This is a genomic window from Promicromonospora sp. NPDC057138 (assembly GCF_042670845.1).
In the GTDB taxonomy this organism is placed as follows: Bacteria; Actinomycetota; Actinomycetes; order Actinomycetales; family Cellulomonadaceae; genus Promicromonospora.
Genome location: NZ_JBHUUX010000008.1, coordinates 111,668 through 136,914, shown reverse-complemented (window position 1 = coordinate 136,914; position 25,247 = coordinate 111,668). Strand labels below are relative to the sequence as shown.

Genomic DNA, 25,247 nt, shown 5'->3' with positions numbered 1-25,247 from the left:
CCTGTCACCGGCGGAAAGAGGGCGAAAAATCAGCACTCAACGGGCGGGGGAGCCGGATCACCCGATTCTCATGAGGCAGTACGCGGGTCGCGTGCCTACTTTTGAGTTCTCGGTCCGTGCTCACGAGCACAATCGAGGACCGAGCCTCATCGAGGAACATCGAGAGTAGGGCAGATCATGGACTTCTGGGACTTCTTCTGGTTGATGGTCTACAGCTTCTTCTTCGTGGCTTACCTGATGGTGCTGTTCCAGGTGGTCGCGGACCTCTTCCGCGACAAGGAGCTCTCGGGGTGGTGGAAGGCATTGTGGATCATCTTCCTCATCTTCCTGCCGGTGATCACGGCCCTCGTCTATCTCATCGCGCGCGGCCGGGGAATGGGACAGCGGCAGATCGAGATGGCCACCGCGGCGCGTCGCGACACCGAGAGCTACATCCGTGACGTCGCCACCACGTCGCCCGCCGACCAGATCGCGAGCGCCAAGGCCCTGCTGGACACCGGCACCATCACGCCGGCGGAGTTCGAGGTGCTCAAGTCGAAAGCCCTGGTCTGACCAGCGCAGGGCCCATGGCCCTGGCGTTCCTGTGGGGCGCCGTCGGTGCGGCGGCGCTCCTGGTCGGCGCCCTGGTCGCGTATGCGGGGGCGCCGAGCCGCCGGTTCATCGCCGTCGTCATGGCGCTCGGTGCCGGGCTGCTCATCGGGTCCGTATCCTTCGAGCTGGTCGACGAGGCGGTCAAGACGGCGTCGGTCGGCCTCGTCGGGCTGTTCACCCTGCTGGGTGCCGCGACCTTCACCGTCGGTGACTGGTGGCTGTCGCGGCGCGGCGGCGGCGCGCGCAAGGACCCGGGCGGTGCCCAGGCGTACGGCGCCCCGCTCGCCATCGTGTTCGGCTCCGTCCTGGACGGCATACCCGAGTCGTTCGTCCTGGGCCTGACCGTGCTGGAGGGCAACGTCAGCGTCGCGCTGCTCGCAGGCATCGTGCTCAGCAACTTCCCCGAGGGACTGTCCTCGTCGAGCGGGCTGCGCGCGGCCGGCTGGACGAGGTCGCGAGTGCTGTGGATGTGGTCGGCGGTCGTGCTGGTCGCAGCGGTGAGCGCCGCCCTCGGCTACCTGCTGCTCGACCCCGCCAGCGGCCGGACGGGCGCGCTCGCCCAGGGGTTCGCCGCCGGGGCGCTGCTCGCGATGGTCTCCAACACCCTGCTCCCCGAGTCGTACCGGGACGAGGGGGTGGTCACGGGCTCCCTGGTGGCGGTCGGCTTCGCCATCTCGCTGATTTTGTCCGCGCTCTGACCCCGCGCCGCGCGCCCCGCGCCCCGCGCCGCGGCCCGGCCCGACAGCCCATCTCACCCGTTCCGGGGGAAGCCTCGCCCGGTCCGTCCCCCGAACCATGGAGGACGGGCAGCCAGGCCATCCGCCTGGCGGCCACGGAGGGGCAGAGAGGAGCAGGGACGGTATGAGCGAGATGGCCGGAGCGGGGCACGACGGCGGGCCGCCCGACGCCGCCGCCCGGCTCGCCGCCCTGGAACGGGAGAACGCGGAGCTCCGCCGCCGCCTCGACGAGGTGCCTCCCGCGCCGGACGGCGGACCGCCCGCAGGGCCAGGTCGCCCCGCACGGAACCGCTCGCGGAGCGCGGCCGCCGTCGTCCTGATCCTCCTCGGCGCCCTCCTCGCGCCCGTGGCCGTGGTCGCCGCCTGGGCGGAGCGCACCCTGACCGACACCGACCGCTACGTCGCCACCGTCGCCCCCCTGGCCGAGGACCCGACCGTGCGGTCGGCGCTCGCAGGCCGGCTGACCAGCGCCGTGATGGAGCGGATCGACGTCGGGTCCCTGCTCGACACCGTCGCCGACGGGCTGAAAGAGCGGGACGTCGCGCCGCGGGCGGTGGCCGCGCTGCCCGCGCTCGAGGCGCCCCTGACCAGCGGGGTCGAGTCCTTCGTCCGCAAGACGGCCGACCGGGTCGTGGACAGCGACGAGTTCGCCACCGCCTGGGAGCAGGCCAACCGGGTGGCGCACGAGCAGCTCGTCGACGTCATGCGGGGCGAACAGGGCGACATCGTCCAGGTAGGGCAGGAAGGCCAGCTCACCATCCAGCTCTCGGGGATGATCGACCTGCTCAAGGACCGGCTGGAAGCGCGCGGGCTCGGCCTCGCGGCCAACCTGCCCACGATCAACGCGACGTTCACGATCATGGAGACCTCCCAGCTCGTTCAGATCCGCAACAGGTACGCCCAGCTCGTCGCGCTGGGGACCTGGCTCCCGTGGATCGTGCTGGTCCTGCTGGGCGCCGGCGTCATCGCGGCGCTGCACCACCTGCGCGCGCTGGTCGTGGCCGGCCTCGCGCTCGTCGCGGCGATGCTCGTGCTGGCCGCCGGCCTCGCGGTAGCCCGCGGCCTCTACCTCGACGCGCTCAGCGGGGTGGTGCTGCGGCTGGACGCCGCCGAGATCGTCTTCGATCAGGTGGTCTCGTTCCTGCGGGCCACGCTGCGCACCGTCGGGGTGCTCGGCCTCGTCGTGGCGCTCGCGGCCTACCTCGGCGGGGCCAGCGCATCGGCGCGGGGCCTGCGGGCCGGCGTCGGCCGGGGCTTCGGCACCGTCCGGGCGTGGGCCGAGGGCCGGGGCGTGTCGACCGGGCCTGCCGGCGTCTGGCTCGCCCGGTACCGCGGCGTCGCGCGGACGGCGGTCGTGGCGCTCGCGGCCCTGGTCCTGCTGCTCGCGTCGAGCCCGACGCCCGGGCTCGTCGTCGGCGTCGCGGTCGTCGCGGGCCTGCTCATCGCGCTGATCGAGCTGCTGGCCCGACCGGCGTCCGCCGCCGGGGGCGACCCGTCCTGACGCCTTCCGCACGAGGACCACCCGACTCGAAGGAGACATCGTGGCCGACCAGCCGAACATCGTCGTCATCTGGGGCGACGACATCGGGATGACCAACATCAGCGCCTACTCCAACGGCGTGATGGGTTATCGCACGGAGAACATCGACCGGATCGCCGCGGAGGGCGCGCTCTTCACCGACTACTACGGGGAGCAGAGCTGCACCGCTGGCCGCGCGGCGTTCATCACCGGGCAGAACCCGTACCGGACCGGCCTCACGAAAGTCGGCATGCCGGGCGCGAAGCTGGGCCTGCGGGCCGAGGACCCGACCATCGCGACGGCGCTCAAGGAGCAGGGGTACGCGACGGGCCAGTTCGGCAAGAACCACCTCGGGGACCGGGACGAGCACCTGCCGACCATGCACGGGTTCGACGAGTTCTTCGGCAACCTCTATCACCTGAACGCTGAGGAGGAGCCGGAGCTGGACGACTATCCGACGCCGGAGGACTTCCCCGACTTCCGCAAGCGGTTCGGGCCCCGCGGGGTGCTGCACACCTGGGCGAACGGCGACGGCACGCAGCGCATCGAGGACACCGGCCCGCTGACCCGCGAGCGGATGAAGACCGTCGACGACGAGTTCCGCGACGCGGCGCTCGGTTTCATGCGCGGCCGGGCGGCCGACGACCAGCCGTTCTTCCTGTGGTTCAACTCGACGCACATGCATTTCCGCACCCACGGCAAGCCGGAGAGCAAGGGGCGGGCCGGCCGGTGGCAGTCCGAGTACCACGACACGATGCTCGACCACGACGACGTCGTGGGCAGCCTGCTCGACGAGCTGGACGAGCTCGGCATCGTCGAGAACACGATTGTCATCTACTCCACGGACAACGGCCCGCACATGAACAGCTGGCCCGACGCCGGGATGACCCCGTTCCGCAACGAGAAGGCCTCCAACTGGGAGGGTGCGTACCGCGTCCCGGCGATGGTGCGCTGGCCCGGCCACATCCCGGAGGGCACCGTGCTGAACGGGCTCTTCAGCCACAACGATTGGTTCGTGACCCTGCTGGCGGCGGCAGGGGAACCCGCCATCGCGGACAAGCTGCGCGAGGGCACCGAGCTGGCGGGCACCCGGTACAAGGTCCACCTGGACGGCCACGACCAGCTCGCCTATCTGACCGGCGCGGCTGGCGAGTCACCCCGCAGGCACTTCTTCTACGTCTCCGACGACGGAGACCTCACCGGTCTGCGCTTCGACAACTGGAAGATCGTCTTCCTCGAACAGCGCGCGGCAGGCACCCTCGACATCTGGCTCGACCCGTACGTCGAGCTGCGCGCCCCGAAGATCTTCAACCTGCGCACCGACCCGTTCGAGCGCGCCAGCATCACGTCCAACAGCTACTACGACTGGATGCTGGACCACATCTGGCTGCTCGTGCCCGCCCAGGCGTACGTGGCCTCGATGCTCGCCACCCTCGCGGAGTTTCCCGCCCGCCAGAAGCCGGCGACGTTCAACATCGAGCAGGTGCTCGCGAAGCTCGAGTCGGGAGTCCCGAGCGCATGACGGCACGTACCGAGCGCATGGCCACGCGCACCGACGAGCCGCCCACCGACGTGAGCCGCGCCGACGCCGTCCGGACCGAGCGCGCCGTCCGGCTCGACGGCGGCCTGTTCCGCATGGGCTCCGACGACCACTACCCGGAGGAGGCGCCCGCGCACCCGGCGCGGGTCGACGGGTTCTGGATCGACCGGTTCGCCGTGACGAACGCGCAGTTCGACACGTTCGTCGCGGCGACGGGCTACGTCACGGTGGCCGAGCGGCCGCTCGACGCCGCGCTGTATCCCGGGGCGCCGCCCGAGAACCTCGCGCCCGGCTCGATGGTGTTCACCCCGACTCCCGGGCCGGTCGACCTGCGCCACCTGAGCCAGTGGTGGGCGTGGGTGCCAGGCGCGTCCTGGCGTCACCCGGAGGGTCCCCGGTCCGGGATCGACGACCGCGGGGACCACCCGGTGGTCCAGGTCGCCCACGAGGACGCCGCTGCCTACGCGGCCTGGGCGGGTGCCGTCCTGCCGACAGAGGCGGAGTGGGAGTACGCCGCGCGGGGCGGCGTGGACGGCGCGGCGTTCACCTGGGGTGACGAGCCCCGGCCGGGCGGCCGCATCCTGGCGAACACGTGGGACGGGCCCGACTTCCCCTGGCGCTCGACGGGGGAGTCGGGGTGGTCGCGCACCGCGCCGGTCGGGTCGTTCGCCCCGAACGGGTACGGCCTGTACGACATGACCGGGAACGTGTGGGAATGGACCGGAGACTGGTGGACCGACCGGCACCCCGACGCCGCGCTCGAGCCCTGCTGCGCGCCCGTGAACCCGCGCGGCGGCGACGCCGAGACCAGCCGCGACCCGCGCCAGCCGCAGTTCGCCGTCCCCCGCAAGGTCATCAAGGGCGGGTCCTTCCTGTGCGCGGACACCTACTGCCTGCGCTACCGTCCCGCGGCGCGGCGGCCCCAGGCCGTCGACACCGGGATGAGCCACGTGGGCTTCCGGTGCGTCCGCAACGACGTCGTCCCTGCCGTGCCGCCGGGCACCACGCTGCTGGAGGTCGAGCCATGACCGGCGAGCCGCTCCCGTGGGCCTGGTCTCCGGGGTCGCGCGGGCGCGAGCAGCGCCGCGAGCGTCAGAGCAGGTGGAAGCTGCGCGCGATCTTCAGTGCCTCGCTGCGCCGGGATGCCGCGAGCTTGGCGTACAGGCTCGACACGTGCGTCTTGACCGTGTTCTCGGAGACGAACAACGCCGCGGCGATGTCCGCGTAGGTGGCGCCCCGGGCCAGCTCGTTGAGGACCTCGCGTTCGCGCGGGCTGAGCGCCGGCGGGACGAGGGTCTGGCTGACGTCGTCGAGCTCGCGCGGCGTCGCCGTCATGGACGCGAAGAGGGCCGTGACGTCCGGCCGTCCGGTCGCCGCATCGGCGAGCTCGTGCAGCCACCCGGTGGCGGGACGCTTGGCCAGCCGCCGCAGCAGCGTCTCGATGGGGGTGCCCTGGCGCGCCCAGCCGAGGAAGGGCGCGGCGTTCCGGCGGGCCTCGGTCACGGCTACGGCCTCCGACAGGCGGTCCCGCGCGCCCGACGGGTCGCCCATGGCGTCGAGGAGCTGGGCCTCGCACGCGAGCGCCAGGGCGCGGGTGGGCGGCTGCGAGTAGGTGGCGTCGGCCGAGGCGGCCTCGAACGCGGCGGCCGCGACCCGCCGGTCGCCGTCCCGGTCGGCGCGCAGCCCCTGCACGAGCGCCGACTCGCCGACGGCGCCGAGCCGCTCGAGGGTGTCGTGCAGCGACCTGAGCGTGTCGCGGTCGCTCGCCAGCGCGGCGACGAACGCGCGCTCCACGAGCAGGGCGACACGCAGGTGCTCCGGGAGCTGGTCGTCCGTGAGCCGGAGGGGCTCGCCGGGGCCGGCGAGGATGCGCTGCGCTCCGGCCACGTTGCCGGCGACCACCTCCCGGCGGGCGTCCCAGATGCGGAACCAGAAGCGGGTGCACAGGTCGCCGCTGTGGTACCGGACGGCGGAGACGTGTTCCGTCGTGGTCCTCGTCGGCGTGGGGACGTCGAGCAGGCGCGCGAGGAGCTGCGCGAGGCCGGCCCGCGCCGCGACGAAGCGCAGCCGGTGCGCGCCGGCGCCGTCCGCGGCGACGAGGACATCGTTGGCGAGCTCGATGCACGCGCTCTCCCGCCCGCGCATGTACTGGGTGAAGGCGAGGTGGCTCAGGGCGCACATCCCGAGCGTGGGCAGCCCTTGGCTGTGCGACAGGCTGACGGCGAGGGTCAGGCTCGTCTCGGCCTCGGTGAGCTCCCCGAGCCAGTTCTGCGCGACCCCGAGCTCGTTGACCAGCACGGGCAGGACCTCGGCGTTCGCCTCCCGTACGGCGGGGCGGGTCTGCGACGCGACCACCACGCGCTTGGCGTGCCCGATGGCGGCGTAGGCCGGTTCGAGCCCCAGCGCCGCGCGCCACAGCCGGACGCAGGCGATCGTCGCGTCCAGCCCGTCCATGCCACCGGGGAGCCAGGAGTGGGCCAGCCGTCGCCGCGCGTCCAGGAGCCGGTCGCCCCAGTGGCGCGCCCCTTCGACGTCGTCCCGGATCCAGCAGCCGAGGGCGATCGCGAACCAGACGTCCGGGCGGCTGTCGACGACCTCGGGCTCCGCCCGGACGAACTCGGCCACGTCGTCGCGCTCGCACTGGTCGAGCAGCATGCGCACGCCGTCGCGGGCCAGGACTTCGGCGGCCTCGGTGGGCGCGCCGGCCCGGACGAGCCGGGCGAACGCCTCGGACAGGTTGCCGCGCGCGATGTCGAGGCGGACCGCGCGGATGACGGTGGAGCGGGCGCGAGCCGCGTCGACGCCGCCCGCGGCCAGCCGCTGCCGGACCACCTCCACCAGGAGCGGGTGGACCCGGAAACCGCCGCCGTCCGGCGGGCGGGGGTCCTCGCGGATGACGAGCAGGCCGGTGTCCTCCAGCTCCGCGAGGATTTCTCCCGCGTGCTGGTCGTGGGACAGGTGGGCCGCCGTGGGGACGCTGACCAAGCCCTCGCCGGCGATGCACAGCAGCAGGTGGCGCTGTCTCGGGGTGAGGGTGCTGAAGACCTCGCCCGCCAGCCGTGCCGCGATGGGGGCGGCGTCGTGCCGGAGCAGGCGGACGGCGACGGCCAGGTCCGGCGCTGCGCGCAGCCCCCGGGCGGCCAGGACGGTCGCGGCGCACCAGCCGTCGGCTTGCCTGGTCACCGCGTCGACCACCTGTGCGTCGTCGGTCCGGGCGTGCTCCGCGACGAGGGAGGCGCTCTCGGCGTCGCTCAGCCGCAGGAGGTCGCCCCGCAGGAACGTGAAGTTGCCCAGGAGCTCCGGGACCAGCCGGGTCAGCGGCAGGGCCCAGCGGCTCAGCAGGAGGATCCGCAGGGCGTCGGGCGTCGCGTTGAGCCGCTCGTCGATGTGGCGCAGGGTCGCGGCCGGGAGCAGGTGCGCGTCGTCGACCACGACCAGGGGTGGCGACGCGCCCGGTTCGCGCAGGTCGAGGACGGAGCGGAGGCCCTCGGGCGTCAACGTCTCGTCGGCCTGGACCCAGACGGCGTCCTCGGCGTGGCTCGACGCCGATTGTCGCAGCCAGCCGGCGACGGCCAGCGTCTTGCCGGCCCCGGCAGGCCCGACGAGGAGGGTGACCGAACCCTCGACCGCCTCGTCCAGCCGCTGCCACAGGCGCCGGCGCGGGACGTAGATCCGCGGCAGGGCCGGCGCCAGAACCTCATGGCCCGGCGGGCGGGTGCGCGGCGCGGCGTAGGCCGACGTGCCGGGTGGTGGTGCGTCGGACGGCGTGCTGCGCTGCGGCTCGGGCTCGGGCTCGGGCTCGGGCGCGAGCGTCAGCCGAGGGACGCGCGGCGCGGGTGATGCGCCGCGGACGCCGACGGGGCTCTGTCTGGAATGCATACAGCAGCGTCCCTCACTCTAAAGGTGAAGTGGCGACCGCCCCCAACCGCCAGCAGGCGACGAAAGAACGTCGCGAACCTGATAACGCGTCATTCCGGACTCGATAATCAATGGCCCAGCAATGCGCCTACAAACCATGATGCACGCACATGGCGTCCGTCGCCTGGGCACCCCGCCTGTTTTCACCTCACCACCTCACGTTGAGCGCGGATTGCCCTGTGCGAGAAGGAGGCACAGCGACCAGATCACCGCGACATTGAAGGCGAGAACTATGATGCTCCATATGGGGTAATAGGGAATAAATGCAAAGTTCGCGATGCTCGCGATGGCAGCCAGGGCAATTCCGACAATATAGGCCCAGGTCTGGGCGGCCAGGATGCCGATTCCCGTGGCGAGCGCTAACGCGCCAATGCCGATGTGGATCCATCCCCAGCTCGTCACGTCGAGCTGGTAGGTGTACTCGACGCCCTCCAGGTAGACGGTGTCCTTCGCGACGGCGGCGATCCCCTGGAGGATCTGGAAGAGCGCCACCATGATGAGCATGGTCCCCGCGAACCCCGAGGTGGTGAGAGCCATGTCCGAGGGAGGGCCGTAAGCGGCGACCGGGGCCATGCCCGGGTAGGGATCGGATCCGGATGAGTGTGCGCCAGTCATGATCGCTCCTTGAGAGGTGGGTCAGTCCTCGCCGAAGACCTCGCGGAGCGCGGCCTCCTGCTCGGTGTTGAGGTTGGTGAAGATGAGCTCGGGCGGCGCCTGGCCGGCGAAGGCGTCGTGGATCCTGTCCACCACCGCGTCCGACGACATGATGAACAGCGCGGAGGTCCCGGGCGTGATCTCGTCCCGGACCCGGTTGATGAAGCCGTCGTCGATCCCCACGTCCGTGAGGGAGCCGCTCAGCGCGCCGGTGGCGGCGCCGATGGCCGCGCCGAGCAGCGGGACGAAGAACAGGAGCCCGAAGAGCATCCCCCAGAAGGCGCCCCCGAGGGCCCCGGCGCCGGTGGTCGGGGTGAGCTGGCGGGTCTTGGGCTTCTTCGCGCCTTCCTCCCACCGCACGATCGCCGCGTCGTGGATCGTGACGAGGTTTTCCTTCGCGAGCTGTTGGATCGTCTGCGACGCGGTCTCCGCGCCGTCCGCGCTCCTGAATCTCCAGACGGTCAGCGTTGCCTGGGCCATGAGAGGCTCCTTCGGGATCGAGTGGAGTGGCCTGACCCTGCTACTCCAGCGCCCGGGCGGCTCGGAGGCCTCACCCGTTCCCGGTGAACCTCCTTCACACGAGAGAGGTGAGGTCCTATTCGCGGGCGAGCGCGGCGGCGGCCTCCCGTTCCAGGTCGATGTACTGCTCGGCGCTCACGTCGACTCCGATGCCGAGGATCCGGCCCCCGGTGAACCGGAACGGGGCGCGGTAGAGGCGGCTGACCGGGTCCGCGCTGTCGTAACCGACGCACAGGCCGTCGCCGCAGAGCGTGAACTTGCCCACCTGCGCGCGCATCGGCCCCTCGGCGACCACTTCCTCCCCGACATAGAGCCGCGCCGTGCCGAGCGACTCCCCGTGCGTGCCCGCCTCCTGGCGGACGAACTCCGCGCCGAGCGTGAGCTTCCCGGGCTCCAGCACGTCCGAGGTGAAGACCTGCTCCGGCTGGATGCCGAGGAAGTTGTACACGTAGTACAGCTTGTGGTCCTTGACGAACAGGCTGTGCCCGCCGAAGCGTGACCCGTGCGCGAAGAGGACGCCCTCGGAGCTCGGCGTGAGCTCGACGTCGGCCACGATCTTGTACGAACGCCCGCGCACGTTGACCGCCACGCTCTCGGGGACCGGCGCCGCGCCGGGGTAGTAGACGTACCGGTTGCGGGGCGGCTCGGCCTGCGGCCGGTCGAGAGTGAGCTGCTCGACGGCGCTCCGGTCGTCCAGCGGGAGGACGTCGTTGCGCTCGGCCTCCTCGAACCACGCGGCGACCAGCTCCTGCAGCTTTTCCGGGTGCTCTGCGGCGACGTCCCGCGCCTCCGCGCGGTCCTCGTCGACGTGGTAAAGCTCCCAGGCGTCCTCGTCGAACCGCCCGTGCCCGCTGATCGGGGCGTGGACCGCCGCGGCCTTCCAGCCGTCCTGCCAGACGGCGCGGGTGCCGAGCATCGCGTAGTACTGGCGCTCCTTCGTCGTCGGCGCGTCGCCGTCGTCGAAGCTGTACCGCATCGAGACGCCGTTCAGGGGGTGCTGCTCCACGCCGCGGTAGGTCTCCGGCATCTCGACGCCCGCCACGTCCAGGATCGTCGCGACGACGTCGGTCACGTGGTGGTACTGGTTCCGGATGGCGCCTCGTGCCTGGATCCCGGCCGGCCAGTGGACGACCATCGGGTCGCACGTCCCGCCGGAGTACTGGGCGTAGCGCTTGAACATCTGGAACGGGGTGGAGAACGCCGCCGCCCACCCCGTGGGGTGGTGGTTGTAGGTCTCCGGGCCGCCCAGGACGTCGAGGTAGCTCAGGTTCTCCTGGAGGTCGTCCGGGTAGCCGTTGAAGAACTTGTTCTCGTTGACCGACCCGTCGGGCGTGCCTTCGCCGGACGCCCCGTTGTCGGCGCAGTAGAAGATCAGCGTGTTGTCGAGCTGTCCGGTCTGCTCGAGGTAGTCGACGACGCGGCCGATCTGCGCGTCCGTGTACTCGGAGAAGCCGGCGAAGACCTCCGCCATCCTGCTGAACAGGCGCTTCTCGTCGTCGTTCAGCTCGGCCCAGGGCCGCACACGGTCGGCGGGGTTGGCGGCGTCGTCAGGCAGGGGGTTGAGCGGGGTGAGCTCGGTGCCCTCGGGGACTATGCCCCGCTCGATCATCCGCGCGAGCACCCACTCGCGGTACGCCTCGTAGCCGTCGTCGAACATGCCGAGGTACCTGTCGATGTACTCCCGCGGCGCGTGGTGCGGCGCGTGGTTCGCGCCGGGGCAGTACCACATGAACCAGGGCTTGGACGGGTTGGACGAGTTCTGGTCCCGGAGCATCCGGATCGCCTGGTCGGCTAGGTCGCGGGAGAGGTGATAGCCCTCCTCCGGGGTGTAGGGCGGTTCGATGAACCGGTTGTCCTCGACCAGGTCGGGATACCACTGGTTCGTCTCGCCGCCGAGGTACCCGTAGAAGCGGTCGAAGCCCTTCTGCAGCGGCCACTCGGACCGGCTGCCGCCACCCGCGATGTCCTCCTCGGGGACGTTGTGGTCCTTCCCCAGCCAGAACGTCGACCAGCCGTTGTCCTGGAGGACCTGGCCCACGGTGGCGCACTCGGCGGGCAGCCGGCCGGCGGCGCCCGGGAAACCGTTGGTGCCCTCCATGATCGCGGCGCACCGGTTGACGTGGTGGTTGCGCCCGGTGAGGAAGACCGAACGCGACGGGGAGCACAGGGCCGTCGTATGCCACTGGGTGTAGGTCAGCCCGCCCGCCGCCAGCCGGTCGAGGGTGGGCATCGAGATGCGCCCGCCGTACGCGGACCAGGCGGCCAGACCTGTGTCGTCGTAGAGGATCACCAGGATGTTCGGCGACCCGTCCGGCGCCTGCTTCAGCCTGTACGGTGCCCAGTCGGGGACGGAGTCCCGCACGTCCAGCGCGATACGGCCGTTGAACTGCTCTGCCATGTTCTCCACCTCATCTGCTCGGTGACGGATGCTCGGGGTGACGGATGCTCGGTCGGGGACGCACGGTCACGGGCTGAGGGCCGGCCGGCGTGGTGACCTCGCTCACGGCTCATCGTCGGCGGACGCCCGGCCTGGCGGGTCACCCTGTTCGGGTGACGCCGGTCCTTTCGTCGGTGCCTAGCGTCGGGCGCACGGCTGGTCGGACTTGTCCCGGACGGAGGTGGTCGGCGTGGGTGCCGCGATCGGTCAGTCCCTGCCCATGGCCGTGGGCGTGCTGGTCAGCCCCCTGCCGATCGTGGCGGTGGTGCTGATGCTCGTCAGCGAACGGGCGCGCTCCAACGCACTGGCGTTCGTCGTCGGCTGGTTCCTGGCGGTCTTCGCCGTGGTGCTCGTCGTCGCGCTGCTCGCCGGCTCCGGCGCGCCGGACGACGACGGGCCGGCCGCGTGGACGGGCTGGCTCAAGATCGTCCTCGGCGTCCTGCTGCTGCTCCTCAGCGTCCGCCAGTGGCGAGGCCGGCCGCGGGGCGCCGCCGAGCCGCCGGCGCCGAAATGGATGGCGGCGATCGCACAGTTCACGCCTGTGCGGTCCGCGGGGCTCGCCGTCCTGCTCGGTGCGGTCAACCCGAAGAACCTGCTCCTCGTCGTGTCCGGGGGTGCGGCCATCGCCGCGGCGGCACCCGGAGACTCCGGGACGACGGCGGTCGCGGCGCTCGTGTTCGCCGTCGTGGCCAGCGCGGGCGTCGTCGCACCCGTCGTCATCTACTTCTCGATGGGTGCGCGGGCCGCGGCGATCCTCGACGAGCTGAAGTCGTGGATGATCCGCCACAACGCGGCGATCATGGCGGTGCTGCTGCTGGTCCTCGGCGCGAAGATGCTCGGCGATGGCGTGTCCGTGCTGTGAGGCCGGCTTCGGGTGAAGCCGCGTCGCGATGATCGACCCGTCGGCCGGGAAGATGTGATCAGGCACTCCGAGGAGATATTTCAATTACCATTCATGAGAAAGTAATTCGACCGCACGCCGTCCCGTCCTGAAGATTGGTGAATGTGAGCTCGGGTGCGTCGTCGCCGGCGAAGGCCTCTCGGATCCTGTCGACGACAGCGTCCGGCGACATGACGAAGAGCGCCGACGTCCCCGGCATGATCCCGTCCCGGACCCGTGTGATGAAGCGGTCGTCGATCCCCTGATCCGTGAGGGCGTGGCTCAGCTCGCCGTCGACGTCGTCCCGCTGCGGGCTGCAGAAGAGGAGGCCGAAGAGCCGTCCCCAGAAGATCGTCCCGAGAGCGCCCACGTCGGTGATCGGGTAGAGCTGGGATGCCATAGGCCTCGCGGCGCCGGTCTGCCACTCCACGGTCGCGGCATCGTAGACGACCAGGAGGTTCTCGCGGGCGAGCTCCCGGAGCGTCCGCGCCGCGACCTCCGCCGTGTCCGCGTACTGAAACTTCCAGGCGGTCAAGGTGGTCATCATCGAATGGCTGCCCTCTCCATCGAAAAGCTGCCTCGCGCAACATCGAGCGCAAGATGATTGCCCGTTCACGAGCGATTGAATTTTGTTCAGGACGTGCATCGGTGCGCGCTCGACACTAGACAGCGGGCGAAAAATGCTCATCCGGAACGGGAGTAGATTTCTCCATACGGAATCACCTCTGCCGTCGCGCGGGCTCGCCGCGCTCGGCGTCCGGATCGCCGGCCTCGCCGCGCGTCCCGCGGGCGGCCGGATGCGAAATATCACCCGTCGCATCGCGGGCCGGGACAACCCGGGGGAGTATGTCCCGGTGCCGATAGCGACGGGTCAGCAGGGCGGGGCAATTGGCCCCGAGACGGACACTCGGGTGGCGGGCGTGGACATCGGTGGCATGGGGTCGCGCCTGCGGGTCAGTACCGGGCCGGGAGGCAAGTCCTACGAGGTCACCGGGCCGCCGGCCGCCGTCGTCGCCGGGCGGTCGACCGTGCCGGACGTGGTGCGGAACCTGTGCCGCGGCTTCGCGTCCGAGTTCGGCGGGCGTCCCCGTGTGGCGGCCGCCGCGGTCGGCATGCGCGGGTTCCGGTCCCTGACGAACGCGGGAACGCTCGACGCGAACCACGTGCACGACATCCTCGCGGAAGAGCTGCGCACCAGCTCGACCGCCGTGGCGAGCGACGCCGTCACCGCCCACCTGGGCGCGCTCGGCTCGGGCCCGGGTGCCACGCTCGCCGTGGGGACCGGCGCGGTGGCCGTCGCGTGCGACGACGTCGGCAGGTGGCACCTCGCCGACGGGATGGGGCCGCACGTCGGCGACAACGGCGGCGGCGCCTGGATCGGGCGGCGTGGTCTGGACGCCGCGGCGCGGTCGATGGACGGCCGGCGGGTCGGCGCGTCGCCGGGCCTGGTCCGCGCCGCCGAGGCGCACTTCGGACGGCGCGAGCGATGGACAACCGTCAACGACGTCTCGTGGTTCGCCGACTTCGCGCCGCAGGTCATCGCGGCGGCCGTCGCCGGCGACCAGGCGTGCCGCGAGATCCTCGACGAGGCCGCCCGGTCCCTGGCGGACGGGCTCTGCGCCGTGCTGAGCCACCCCGGCGTCGCGCCGGTGGCGGTCACCACGGGAAAGCTCATGATGCACGCGCCGATGTTCCGGTCGATGGTGCTCCAGCACCTCCTGGAGAAGCGGGACGACGTCCGCGTGCAGCCCAGCGCCGGGCTGCCGCTCGACGGCGCGCTGGTCCTGGCGAGGATGGTGGCCGCGTACCCGGACGTCGCCCGGGAGCACGTCCCGCTGCTGGCGGTCCGGATCGGCATGGCGCCGCGCCCGGACGACTCGGTCACCCTGCCGAGGGTGGTGCTCCCGGTCGTCCGGCCCTTGCCGGCGCGGGACGAGACGCCCACGGCGTGGGCGGTCGAGATCCGGTCGGACTACGAGTGGTCCGCCGACGAGCTCCCGGAGGACGGCCTGGCCTCGTCCCAGTCGGCCGACTCCGTCGTGCCGCTGACCGGCGAGCGCCTTCTGGTCGGTCGCGCCTCGCGCAGCCGCGGCGTCGTGCCCGACATCGTGTGCGAGGACACCGGCGTCTCGCGCCGGCACTGCGAGATCGCGTGGGTGGAGGGCGGCTGGAGCGTCATCGACCTCGGGTCGGCCAACGGCACGTTCGTCGCCGCGCGCGGCGACGCGCTGCCCATGGAGCCCCTGCGGCACGGGGAGCGCCGCTGGCTGTCCGACGGCGACCGCATCTACGTCGGCGGTTGGACCTGCCTGACGACGCGCGCGGTCACCGCGAACGTGCACTGAACCCGCCCGAATCGGCTGGACCGACCCCGGGCCAGATCTTAGGTTGGCGCCATGTCCGGTATCGAGCTCGCCCGTGCGTACTGGGCCGACGTCGTCCGCCCGATCCTGGACCGCGAGGCGCCCGGCGTACCGCGCGCGGCTGGGCGGCTCGGCACCGGGTCGGACGTGCTGGGGCTCGACGACGACACCTCCCGCGACCACGACTGGGGGCTGCGGCTGACCCTGCTCGTCCCCGCCGAGCACGTCGACGACGTCGACCAGGTCCTCGCCGGGTCCCTCCCGGCGTCGTACCGGGGGTGGCCGACGGCGTTCGCGCTCACCTGGGACCCGGCCGTCCGGCACCGGGTCGAGGTGGCGGCGCCGGCGGACCTCGTGCGCTCGCGCACGGGGCTCGACGTCGGTGACGGCCTGAAGACCAGTGGCGGCCTGAAGGTCACCGACTGGCTCTCCCTGACCGGGCAGGCGGTGCTCGAGGTCACCGCAGGGCCGGTCTTCGAGGACACGTCCGGCGAGATCACCGCGCTGCGCGAGCTCCTGGCCTGGTACCCGCACGACGTGTGGCTGCACGTCCTGGCGGCGGACTGGACGCGGGTCGAGCAGGAGCTGCCGTTCGTGGGCCGTACCGGGCAGCGCGGCGACGACCTCGGCTCGCGGCTGATCGCCGCGCGCCTGGTGACGGCGCTGATCCGGCTCGGCTTCCTGCTGGAGCGGCGCTGGCCGCCGTACTCCAAGTGGGCGGGGACGATGTTCGCGGGGCTGCCCGTGGCGCCGTCGGCCGGCGGGCACCTGGGCACTGTGCTCGCGGCCCCTACGTGGCAGGAGCGGGACGCGGCCCTGCGGGCGGCCTGCGAGGCGCTGCACGAGCGGCAGCGCGCCGTCGGGCTGCCCGCGCTGGACGGGCCGGCGTGCGAGCCCTTCTACGACCGTCCGTTCACGGGGCTGCGCACCGGGGTGGCGGGGACGCTGCGCGCCGCGGTCACCGACCCGGCGGTGCGCGTGCTGTCGCACCGCGGCGGCGTCGAGCAGTGGGTGGACGACGTCGGCACCCTCACCGACAAGGACCTGCGCGGCCGGCTGACGCAGGTCCTCGTCGGGCAGTCGGGCCGGGACGGCCAGGGTCAGGGGTAGACCTGGACCTCGCCGCCGTCCGCTACATGGTGGACCCAGCTACATGGTGGACCGACCGGTCAAGAATCACTATCCTGGGGGCATGGCGAGGCCGAGACAGTTCGACGAGGACACGGTGCTGCGGGCGGTCTGCGACCAGTTCTGGAACGCGGGCTACGCGGCCACCTCGCTGCAGGACCTCATGCGCGTGAGCGGCCTGGGCAAGGGCAGCCTCTACGCCGCCTTCGGGGACAAGCACGAGCTCTTCCTCCGGGTGCTGCGCCGGTACGTGGCGTCGCTCGACCGCGGGCTGCGCCGGTCGGTCGACTCCGCGCCGCGCGCCGTCGACGCGCTGCGGTCCTTCCTGATGTCGCCGGTGGGCGACCCCGACGGCGTGTCCGCCCGGCGCGGCTGCCTGCTCGCCAACAGCACCACCGAGCTGGCGTCCGCCGATCCCGTCGTCGCTGCGGAGGCGCGGCAGGCGTACGAGGGGACGACGGCGATCGTGGCCGCGTGCGTGGCGCGGGCGCAGGCCGAGGGCGACCTGCCGGGCTCCGCCGACCCGGTCGATATCGCACGGGGGCTGCTCGCCGCGCAGCAGGGCCTGACCTTCATGGGGCGCAGCGGGATGGACGTCGAGACGCTGGCGGCGACGGCCCGTTCGCTCGCGGCCCAGCTCCTGCCTGCCACCGCCGACAGCCCGGCGGGCTGAACCGCACGGCCGGGCCTGTGGATGACGGCGCGGTGAATGTCGGCGGTCCGACGTACTCTGACCGGCGATGATTACTCGTGCAGAGGGTGCGTACCTGGGCGCGCTCCGGGCCTTCCAGGAGCCGATGCTGGACCTGCTCCACCGGAGGTATGCACCTCTCGTGGTGTCGCTGCTGTCGCTCGTGTTCACGCCGGAGCGCCCGACGGTCCCCGTGGCGGAGGCGCACACCGAGATCGGTGACGCGCTCGACCAGCTGCGGGCGCAGGGCTACGAGCTGAACGCGGACGGGACCCGGGCGATCCCCCTCGGCAGCGCCCGGGAGCTGTGCAGGCAGTGGGCCGACGTCGGCTGGCTCAAGCGGCAGATCGTCGACGGCGACGTCGAGGTGTACCAGCTCTCGGCGCACGCCGTCGGGGCGCTGGAGGTCGCGGGGCGGGCCGGGGGTGGGCGAGCCCGGGTCTCCGAGTCGCGGGTCCGCACGCTGCTGGAAGCCGTGGAGCGGCTGGCCCAGGACGCCGACCCCGACGTGCTGGTCCGGATGGCGCGGCTGGACGGCCAGATCAAGCGGCTGCAGGCCGAGCTGACGCGGATCCAGCGGACGGGCGAGGTCGACGAGGTGGACGAGGAGGAGCTGCTGGAGGAGGCCGAGAACGTCCTGCACCTGGTGCGCGAGCTGCCCGCCGACTTCGCGCGCGTCGCGGAGTCGCTCCGGGCGATGCAACGGGACGTGGTGACCGCGCTGCGCCAGGACGAGCGCCCATCGGGCGACGTGCTGCGCGAGTACCTGGAGCGCGGCGAGCAGGTGATGACCGCGACGCCCGAGGGGCGCGCCTTCGCCGGCGCGCTGCGGCTGATCGGCGACCCCGAGCGGATCGACGAGCTGTCGCTCCAGCTCGACACGGTGCTGCGGCACCGCTTCACGGGGCGGCTGCCGGGGCAGCAGCGCGCCGAGCTGCGCGACGTCGGGCGGCGGATCGAGCAGGGCGTCGCCGAGGTCATCAAGGCCCAGCGGCAGGCCTCCCACGTCATCACCACCCAGGTCCGCAACCACGACCCGCTGCGCGACCGGCAGGTCGACGAGCTGCTGCGCGAGGTCATGATCGGGTTCCAGACGTGGATGCCGACCACGCGGCGCAGCCAGGACGTCGATCCGCTGCGGCGGCTGCCCGTCGCCGACGTCGCGCACCTGCGCCAGTCGACGAGCGACCTCAGCCCGCCGCAGCCGCCCGTGCCGCTGTCGGCGTGGGACGACGGCGCGGACACCGACCTGGAGGACGGAGCCCGCGAGTGGGGTGGCCCGCACTACGCCGAGCTGCGGGAGCACCTCGCGTCGTTCGCGGCCGAGGGCGGGGCCGACGGCGGGGCGCCCGACGGCGGCGCTGACCTCGCCGCGGCGTTCAGCGCCGCGCCCGAGCGGATCCGCCGGCCCGTCGACCTGCTCGGGCTGCTGGAGATCGCGCACGACGACGGCATGACCGAGACCGATCAGGTAGCGCTCGTCGAGGCGGTTCGCCCCGACGGGTCCCGCCGGCGGTTCGCGTTCGGCGGCGTCACGGTACAGATCAAGGAAGTGACAACAGATGAGTGAGACCGCCGTCGAGGAGCAGGTACCGGCCGACGGGTTCATCGACCCGGTCCCCATGGAGGAGGACCCGGCCCAGCTGTTCGCCGGCGACTCGGGCACGCTCGACGCCGCCGTGCGCCGGGTGCTGGTGCGGCTGCTGCAGCGCCGGTTCCTGGTGGCCGAGCGGAACCGGGCGCAGTGGCGCACGCTCCTGGAGAACCAGCAGGTGATCGAGTCGCGGCTGCACGACCTGTTCATCCACCTGGTCGTCGACCACGACCGGGGGATCGCGTACAAGAGGCAGGTGCGCTCGGCCGAGCTCGACGTCCCGATCATGCTGAAGGACGACCCGTACAGCCGGGCGGAGACGCTGGTCCTGGTGCACCTGCGCACCGTCTTCCAGCGGGAGCAGGGCGCGGGGGAGTCCTCGGCGCGGGTCGACGTCGAGGAGGTCGAGCAGACCGTGCTGACCTTCTTCGACCCCGACGACAAGAACCTCGCGGCCCGGCAGACGGAGATCCGCAACGCCGTCCGGCGGCTGGAGAAGGAGGGGCTCATCGAGGAGGAGTCCGAGGGCCGATTCCGGGTCACGCCCCTGGTCGAGATCGTGCTCAGCAACGAGCGCCTCGTCGAGCTGCGGGCGTGGCTGCGCGAGCAGAACCAGGAGAACGAGCGATGACGATGATCGACACCCTGTTCGGGATGATCCCCGCGGCGTCCACGGGGCAGCAGTGGGTCGCCCGCGACCTGCAGCTCGTCAACTGGGGCGGGTACGACGGCCACCACCGGGTCCGCCTGGCGTCGACCGCGACCCTGCTCTCGGGCGGCTCGGGGTCGGGCAAGTCGACACTGATGGACGCCTACATCGCGCTGCTCATGCCGCACACCACGCCGTTCAACGGCGCGTCGAACGGCAGCGTCGTCGGGCGGCCGCGCGGCAAGGACCAGCGCAACATCCTCTCGTACGCACGCGGCAAGATCGACGAGTCCCGGACCGACGACGGCACCCGCCAGCGCGTGCTGCGCGGCGACGGGCGCGACACCTGGTCGGCGATCGCGATGACCTGGGCGGACCAGTCGGGCACGCACTTCACCGCCGTCCGCGCCTGGTACGTCCCCGCCGCGGCCCGCACGTTGGAGGAGGTCGTCGCCCTGCGTGCCACCTGCGACGGGCCCTTCGACCTGCACGACCTGGAACGGGCCGCGGCCCAGCGGTTCGCACGGCCCGCGGTCACCGACGCGGGGCTGGCGTCCTTCGACACCGACCGCGAGTTCACGGCCCGGTTGCACTCGACGCTCGGCATCGGCGCCTCCGGCGACGGCAACAAGGCGGTGGCGCTGCTCGGCCGCATCCAGGCCGGCCAGCAGATCACCACCGTGGACGCCCTGTACAAGGCGATGGTCCTCGAGGAGCCGGAGACTCTGGCCAAGGCCGACGAGGTGGTCGAGCACTTCGACGAGCTCGCCGGCACGCGCGAGCAGATGATCACCGCCCGCCAGCAGGTCAACGCGCTCTCGTCCATCCGCGAGCACCACACGGGCATCGGCGCCGCGGGCGAGCGGCTGCGCGTCATCGACGAGATCGGTTCCTTCGCCGACGCCGCGTCGCCCGCGGCGCTGTGGCGGCACGAGCGGCGGCTCGACCTGCTGCGCGCTGTCGAGCACGACCTGCAGACCGACCACCGCGACGCGTTGGCGCTCGCCGCGGAGACCACGGCCCGCATCGCCGCGTCGAAGTCCCAGCTGGACGGCGTGCAGGAGACCCTGCGCGCGTCCGGCGGCGACCGGCTGGCCACCGCGCAGCGCGAGCTGAAGGGTGTCGACGCCCGGCTGGCCGACGTGGGACTAGCGCGTGGGCGCCTGGACGCCGCCCTCGGCGTGCTCGACGCCTCGGCCGCCACGGAGGCCGAGTTCTCCGCGGTCGCCGCCCGCGCGAGGGCCGCGCTGGACGACGTCGGCGCCAAGAAGGCCGCGCGCGACGCGTTCGGCGAGGCGATGTCCGCGCGGAACGCCGCGCGCGCCGAGCTCGCGGAGCTGGAGGCGGAACGGTCCGCGGCCGCCGACCGGCGCGGCAACATCCCCGACTACCTGCACCGGGCCCGGGCCGCGCTCGCCGAGGCCGCCGGGCTGACCCCGGAGGACCTGCCGTTCGTCGGCGAGCTCCTGGAGGTCCGCACCGAGTTCGAGCCCTGGCGCGGCGCGTTCAACCTGGCACTGGGCGGCTTCGCGACCAAGATGCTGATCGACACCGCCCGCATCCAGGCGTTCCGCAAGGCGATCGACAGCGTCCCGACGTCCACCCGCGTCCGGTTCGAGGGCGTGCCCACCGGGATGCGCGACAACATCGGGCTCGACTCCCGCACCCTGCCCGGCCGGCTCGACGTGCGCAGCGGACCGTTCGCCGGCTGGCTCAAGCACGAGCTCGCGCAGCGCTTCGCGTACGTCTGCGTCGACACCCCCGGGCAGCTCGGGCAGCACAAGATGGCGCTCACCCGGTCGGGTCAGCAGTCCGAGGGCCACCGGGGCGCTCACGGCGGCAACCTGCGTTCCAACGTGCTCGGCTTCACCAACGGCCGCGCCCTGGCCGACCTCGACGAACGCATCGACCGCGCCCGACGCCGGCTCGCCGACCTGGAACGACGCGTCGACGACGCCGACACCCTGCTGAACCGGCACGACGACGAGCTCGACGCCTACCGCACCGTCAGCGCCCTGACCTGGGACCAGGTCGACGTCGTCGCCATCGAGGCCGAGCAGGGCCGGTGGGCGAAGGTCATCGAGGAGGTCACCGCGGGCAACCCCGAGATCAACCGCCTGCGTGAGCAGTCCGACACGCTCGGAAAGTCGATCGACGACCTCAACCAGGACCTTGGCAAGACCAAGGCCCACGCCGAGACGCTCGACCAGCGCTGGACCGCGATCACCGACGAGGTCGACGCCGCCCAGCAGGCCCTCGACGATGCCGACGCCTCCGGGATCGCCGTCGGGCCGGACCAGCGCGAGTACCTCGACGCACTGTTCCAGGCCGCCGAGCTCGACGGCGCTACCGGCGGCGACGCTGCGGCCGCGGCGCTCGCGGCCTTCGACGGCGCGCTGCGGCAGGCCACGGAGCGGCTCAGGGCGGACCGGGAGGCGGCCCAGACCGCGCTCGGCACCGCGCGCGAGGCGCTGCGCAGGACGTTCGAGAACTTCAAGGAGCGCTGGCAGGACCCCAACCTGGGCGCCGACCCGGAGGCGTCCTTCGCCGACTACGAGCGGATCCTGACGGACCTGGAGAACAACGGCATCCACGAGCTCGAGGCGCAGTGGCGCAACAGCCTCCTTCGCCTGTCCGGGAACGACCTCACCGACCTGCACAGCGCGCTGGCCGGCGCGGTCCGCGAGATCAAGGAACGGATCGGCCCGGTCAACGACATCCTCGCGGACCTGCCGTTCGCCGACGACGAGCACCGGCTCCGGATCGACGCGCGCGACAACCAGTCCGCCGTCGTGGGCGCGTTCCGCAAGGAGCTGCGCGGCCTGCGCGAGGCGCCGTCCCGGGAGGCGACCGACGCCGAGCGGGAGCGGCGCTACCTGCGGATGGCCAAGGTGATCGACCGCATCCGCCGGACCGCGCCGGACTTCGCCGAACTCGTGGACGTGCGGCGGCACGTGCGGCTCAGCGCCGAGAAGGTGGACCTCGACGGCAACCACGTGGCGCACTACGACGGCATCGGGGAGAAGTCCGGCGGCGAGTCCCAGGAGCTGGTCGCGTTCATCGTCGGCGCGGCGCTGCGGTACCAGCTCGGCGACGCCGGGGCGCAGCGGCCGCGGTACGCGCCGGTGTTCCTGGACGAGGCCCTGATCAAGGCCGACGCGCGGTTCACGGGCCGCGCCGTCGGCGCCTGGCGCGGGCTCGGCTTCCAGCTCATCATCGGCGCGCCGAACGACAAGTACAGCGCGCTGGAGCCCCACGTCGACATGAAGTACGTGGTCCTCAAGGACGCCTCGGGCCGCTCCCGGACCAAGGCCGTGGCGGGGGTCGACCCGGGCTAGCCAGGGCCGGCGACGGCGGGGTCAACCCGCCGAGCCGTCCTCGCGCCTCGCCGACTTCGGTCCCTTGCTCTGAGATCGGTCAATCAACCGACCGATCTCAGAGCAACCGACCGATCTCGCTGACTTCGGTCCATTGCAGCGCCGACCAGGCGGAGCAGGACCGGCCAGCCTCAGCTCGCCGTCTGCAACTGCGGGTACAGCGCGGGCAGCGGTCCCGACAGGGCCTGCTTGACCTGGCGGCTCGTCTCGTCGGCGAGCACCTCGGGCTCGCCGGCCTCCAGCCCGTCGTAGATCGCCGCCACGATGTCGCGCGGGTCCTCCTTCGGCACGTCGAGGCGGGCCGTCATGGGCGTGTCCGTGTAGCCGAGGTGCGCGCCGAGCAGGTGCGTCTTCTGGCCCAGGAGCTCCACGCGCAGTGCGTTGCTGAACGACCAGAAGGCGGCCTTGGTCGCCGAGTAGGTTCCGACGCCGAGCCAGCTCAGCGCGGAGTGCACGTTGATGACGCCTCCGCCGTCGTTCCGGGCCAGGACCGGCGCGAACGCCTGGGTGACCGCGAGCTGCGCGAACACGTTGGTCTCGAAGACCGAGCGGACGGCGTCCAGCGGCGTGCTCAGGACCGGCAGCCCGGCGTCGGAGATCCCTGCGTTGTTGATCAGGACCGTCGTGTCGGAGGCCTGCTCGGCCGCGGCGGCGACCGACTCGGGGGAGTTGATGTCCAGGGCCAGCGGCACGACGCGCGCGTCGGACCACTCCCGGGGCGTGCGGGCGGTGGCGTAGACCTTGGTGGCGCCGCGCTGGAGGGCCTCGGCGACGAACGCGCGGCCGAGGCCGCCGTTCGCGCCGGTGACCAGGACCACGGCGTTCTTGAGAGTAGTCATCGTGACGAGCTCGCTTTCATGAGGTTGTCGTGCGGGGTGGGGGTGGGGAGCGCGTCCCGCGAGGTTGCCCGGGCGCGGAGGGTGAGCAGGGCGGCAAGAGCGAGCGCGACGACGGTCGCGCTGCCCGCGATCAGCGCGGTCTGCAGTCCCTGGGCGGTGCCCAGCGCGCCGACGCCGAGCGCGACCGCGGCCTGGACGAGGTACGCGATCAGGTAGGCCGCCGACGTCGTCGCGGCGCGATGCTCGGCGGGAGCGCTGCGGGTGACGAGCGTGACCCCGGCGGAGAACAGGAGGCTGTAGCCGGCGCCGCCGACGAGCGAGTACAGGACAAGGAGGGGCATCGAGTGAGCGGCGCCGGCGGTGATCATCAGCGCCCGCGCGCTCACGGCGGCCAACGCGCCGAGGCGCAGCCCCGACGAGGCACCGAGCCGCCCCGCGAGGAGGGCGACGGCACCGATCGCGGCTGCGGAGATCGCGAGGACGAGGCCGTTGACGAAGGCGTCGTCGGACCGCACGGTGTCCCGCGCGAACTGGGCGCCCACGCCGAGGAAGATCGCGCCGAGCGCGTAGGCGGCGGAGATGCCGAGCGCTCCCGCGAGGAACGGGCGCCGGTCCTGGGGTACGGACGGCCGCCTCGGGCGCCACCGCGCGGCGTCCGACCGCGCGGCGTCCGACCGCGCGGCGCGCGGCAGGTACCAGGCGGCGAGCAGGGCGACGACCGCGCCGGCGAGCAGGGCGACGTAGCCCGTGTGCAACGGGCTGGGGCCGAACTGCACGGACGCACCCCCGACGAGCAGCGCGGTGATGAGGCCCACCGCGCTCGCCCCGGCGGTGATCGCGCCCGTGCGGTCACGAGCGCCGTCGGGCCTGGCAGACGCGATCACACTGGTCGCGGGACCCAGGCTCAGGCCGACGCCGATGCCCATGAGCGCACGGCCGACGAGCAGGAGCGCCAGGTTCGGGGCGAGGAGAAAGGTGAGGGCGCCGAGCCCCAGGAACCCGAGGCCGGCGAGGATCGCGTTCCGGGTGCCGACGGTCTCCGCGAACCCGCCGAGCAGCAGCAGCGTCCCGATGAGGGCGACGGGGTAGACGGCGAACACGGTGGTGGTGACCGCCGTCGTCAGGTGCCACGCGGACGCGTAGGCCGGGTAGATCAGCGTCGGCGCCGCCGACGCCCAGAGTGCGAGTGCCACGGCGGAGGCCGCCGCCCAGCGACTGCCGCGCTGCGCCCATGTGAAAACCATGAGACTCCAATCTGAGTAGGTGAAGCCAACCTAGCACCTAAGTTGGAATTGACAACTCAGATAGGGTGTGGACATGAGCACAACGCCCCGCGAACGCAATGCCCGATGCTCCGTGGCCCGGAGCCTGGAGGTGCTGGGGGAGAAGTGGACGTTGCTGGTCGTCCGGGAAGCGTTCTTCGGCGTCACGCGGTTCGCCGACTTCCGCGCGCGCCTCGGCATCGCCCCCGACGTGCTCACGGCCCGCCTGGAGACCCTGGTCGACGGCGGCGTGCTGGAGCGCCGGCCGTACCGCGACGAGGGTCAGCGCCAGCGCGAGGAGTACGTGCTCACCGAGGCGGGGGCTGAGCTCAAGACGGTCCTGGCGGCATTCGTCGCGTGGGGGGACGTGCACCGTCCCTCGGGCTTCGGGCCCTCGATCGGCTACGTCGACCGGGAAACGGAGGCGCCGGTGCGCCTCGCCTTCGTGGCCGACGACGGCCGAGAGCTCGCGCCGGAGGACGTCTCTGTCGTCGCAGGCCCGGGCGCCCTCCTCAGTTGAGTGCTGGGTATTTGCGGGTTCCAGGCTGG

General features: G+C 72.3%; 20 protein-coding genes. 13 read left to right on the top strand and 7 right to left on the bottom strand.

Going from position 1 to position 25,247, the window contains the following annotated elements; all coding sequences use genetic code 11:
• The first annotated feature begins 177 nt into the window (after nt 1-177).
• From ACFT2C_RS08065 to ACFT2C_RS08045, 5 genes are all read left to right on the top strand, one after another.
• On the top strand, nt 178-552 hold the full coding sequence (locus tag ACFT2C_RS08065; protein ID WP_377206509.1) for a PLDc N-terminal domain-containing protein: 375 nt from the start codon (nt 178-180) through the stop codon (nt 550-552).
• Between the two features lie 14 nt (nt 553-566).
• Nucleotides 567-1,289, top strand: coding sequence for a ZIP family metal transporter (locus ACFT2C_RS08060; protein ID WP_377206508.1), 723 nt, complete (start codon nt 567-569; stop codon nt 1,287-1,289).
• 163 nt (nt 1,290-1,452) lie between these two features.
• Entirely contained in the window at nt 1,453-2,829 is a 1,377-nt protein-coding gene (locus ACFT2C_RS08055) for a hypothetical protein (RefSeq protein WP_377206507.1), read from the top strand.
• Between the two features lie 40 nt (nt 2,830-2,869).
• Complete coding sequence (locus ACFT2C_RS08050) at nt 2,870-4,369, top strand: arylsulfatase (protein ID WP_377206506.1); 1,500 nt, start codon at nt 2,870-2,872, stop codon at nt 4,367-4,369.
• A gap of 113 nt (nt 4,370-4,482) precedes the next feature.
• Nucleotides 4,483-5,415 (top strand): formylglycine-generating enzyme family protein, encoded by a 933-nt coding sequence (locus ACFT2C_RS08045; protein ID WP_377206557.1) that lies wholly within the window; start codon nt 4,483-4,485, stop codon nt 5,413-5,415.
• Nucleotides 5,416-5,479: 64 nt separating this feature from the next.
• Here the strand turns inward: ACFT2C_RS08045 and ACFT2C_RS08040 are convergent, their stop codons facing one another.
• From ACFT2C_RS08040 to ACFT2C_RS08025, 4 genes are all read right to left on the bottom strand, one after another.
• Nucleotides 5,480-8,266, bottom strand: a complete 2,787-nt coding sequence (locus ACFT2C_RS08040; protein WP_377206505.1) for a LuxR C-terminal-related transcriptional regulator — start codon at nt 8,264-8,266, stop codon at nt 5,480-5,482.
• Between the two features lie 195 nt (nt 8,267-8,461).
• Nucleotides 8,462-8,920: a hypothetical protein gene (locus tag ACFT2C_RS08035; RefSeq protein WP_377206504.1), complete on the bottom strand. Its 459-nt coding sequence runs from the start codon at nt 8,918-8,920 to the stop codon at nt 8,462-8,464.
• A gap of 21 nt (nt 8,921-8,941) precedes the next feature.
• Nucleotides 8,942-9,439 carry a DUF1269 domain-containing protein gene (locus ACFT2C_RS08030; RefSeq protein ID WP_377206503.1) on the bottom strand — a complete coding sequence of 166 codons (498 nt, stop codon included), beginning with the start codon at nt 9,437-9,439 and terminating at the stop codon, nt 8,942-8,944.
• A 115-nt stretch (nt 9,440-9,554) separates the two neighbouring features.
• Nucleotides 9,555-11,876 (bottom strand): arylsulfatase, encoded by a 2,322-nt coding sequence (locus ACFT2C_RS08025; RefSeq protein ID WP_377206502.1) that lies wholly within the window; start codon nt 11,874-11,876, stop codon nt 9,555-9,557.
• Nucleotides 11,877-12,105: 229 nt separating this feature from the next.
• Here ACFT2C_RS08025 and ACFT2C_RS08020 point away from each other — a divergent pair, with 229 nt between their 5' ends.
• On the top strand, nt 12,106-12,777 hold the full coding sequence (locus ACFT2C_RS08020; RefSeq protein WP_377206501.1) for a GAP family protein: 672 nt from the start codon (nt 12,106-12,108) through the stop codon (nt 12,775-12,777).
• A gap of 91 nt (nt 12,778-12,868) precedes the next feature.
• Here ACFT2C_RS08020 and ACFT2C_RS08015 read toward each other — a convergent pair whose 3' ends face one another.
• Entirely contained in the window at nt 12,869-13,441 is a 573-nt protein-coding gene (locus tag ACFT2C_RS08015; RefSeq protein WP_377206500.1) for a DUF1269 domain-containing protein, read from the bottom strand.
• A 34-nt stretch (nt 13,442-13,475) separates the two neighbouring features.
• On the opposite strand from ACFT2C_RS08015, the gene ACFT2C_RS08010 reads away from it, so the two are divergent.
• From ACFT2C_RS08010 to ACFT2C_RS07985, 6 genes are all read left to right on the top strand, one after another.
• Nucleotides 13,476-15,140 (top strand): BadF/BadG/BcrA/BcrD ATPase family protein, encoded by a 1,665-nt coding sequence (locus ACFT2C_RS08010; protein ID WP_377206499.1) that lies wholly within the window; start codon nt 13,476-13,478, stop codon nt 15,138-15,140.
• Nucleotides 15,141-15,191: 51 nt separating this feature from the next.
• On the top strand, nt 15,192-16,268 hold the full coding sequence (locus ACFT2C_RS08005) for a DUF4037 domain-containing protein (protein ID WP_377206498.1): 1,077 nt from the start codon (nt 15,192-15,194) through the stop codon (nt 16,266-16,268).
• An 82-nt stretch (nt 16,269-16,350) separates the two neighbouring features.
• Nucleotides 16,351-16,959: a TetR/AcrR family transcriptional regulator gene (locus tag ACFT2C_RS08000; protein ID WP_377206497.1), complete on the top strand. Its 609-nt coding sequence runs from the start codon at nt 16,351-16,353 to the stop codon at nt 16,957-16,959.
• A gap of 67 nt (nt 16,960-17,026) precedes the next feature.
• The gene (locus ACFT2C_RS07995) at nt 17,027-18,547 is read left to right on the top strand and encodes a DUF3375 domain-containing protein (RefSeq protein ID WP_377206496.1); all 1,521 of its coding nucleotides are present in this window, start codon (nt 17,027-17,029) and stop codon (nt 18,545-18,547) included.
• On the top strand, nt 18,540-19,202 hold the full coding sequence (locus ACFT2C_RS07990) for a DUF4194 domain-containing protein (RefSeq protein WP_377206495.1): 663 nt from the start codon (nt 18,540-18,542) through the stop codon (nt 19,200-19,202). The genes ACFT2C_RS07995 and ACFT2C_RS07990 overlap by 8 nt, the downstream gene beginning before the upstream one ends.
• A complete protein-coding gene (locus ACFT2C_RS07985) occupies nt 19,199-22,558 on the top strand; it encodes an ATP-binding protein (protein WP_377206494.1) in 3,360 nt (1,119 codons plus the stop codon). The genes ACFT2C_RS07990 and ACFT2C_RS07985 overlap by 4 nt, the downstream gene beginning before the upstream one ends.
• A 170-nt stretch (nt 22,559-22,728) precedes the next feature.
• Here ACFT2C_RS07985 and ACFT2C_RS07980 read toward each other — a convergent pair whose 3' ends face one another.
• Both ACFT2C_RS07980 and ACFT2C_RS07975 read right to left on the bottom strand, forming a co-directional pair.
• Complete coding sequence (locus ACFT2C_RS07980) at nt 22,729-23,436, bottom strand: SDR family oxidoreductase (RefSeq protein WP_377206493.1); 708 nt, start codon at nt 23,434-23,436, stop codon at nt 22,729-22,731.
• A complete protein-coding gene (locus ACFT2C_RS07975; protein ID WP_377206492.1) occupies nt 23,433-24,680 on the bottom strand; it encodes an MFS transporter in 1,248 nt (415 codons plus the stop codon). The genes ACFT2C_RS07980 and ACFT2C_RS07975 overlap by 4 nt, the downstream gene beginning before the upstream one ends.
• Nucleotides 24,681-24,753: 73 nt before the next feature.
• On the opposite strand from ACFT2C_RS07975, the gene ACFT2C_RS07970 reads away from it, so the two are divergent.
• On the top strand, nt 24,754-25,218 hold the full coding sequence (locus ACFT2C_RS07970) for a winged helix-turn-helix transcriptional regulator (protein WP_377206491.1): 465 nt from the start codon (nt 24,754-24,756) through the stop codon (nt 25,216-25,218).
• Nucleotides 25,219-25,247 lie beyond the last annotated feature (29 nt).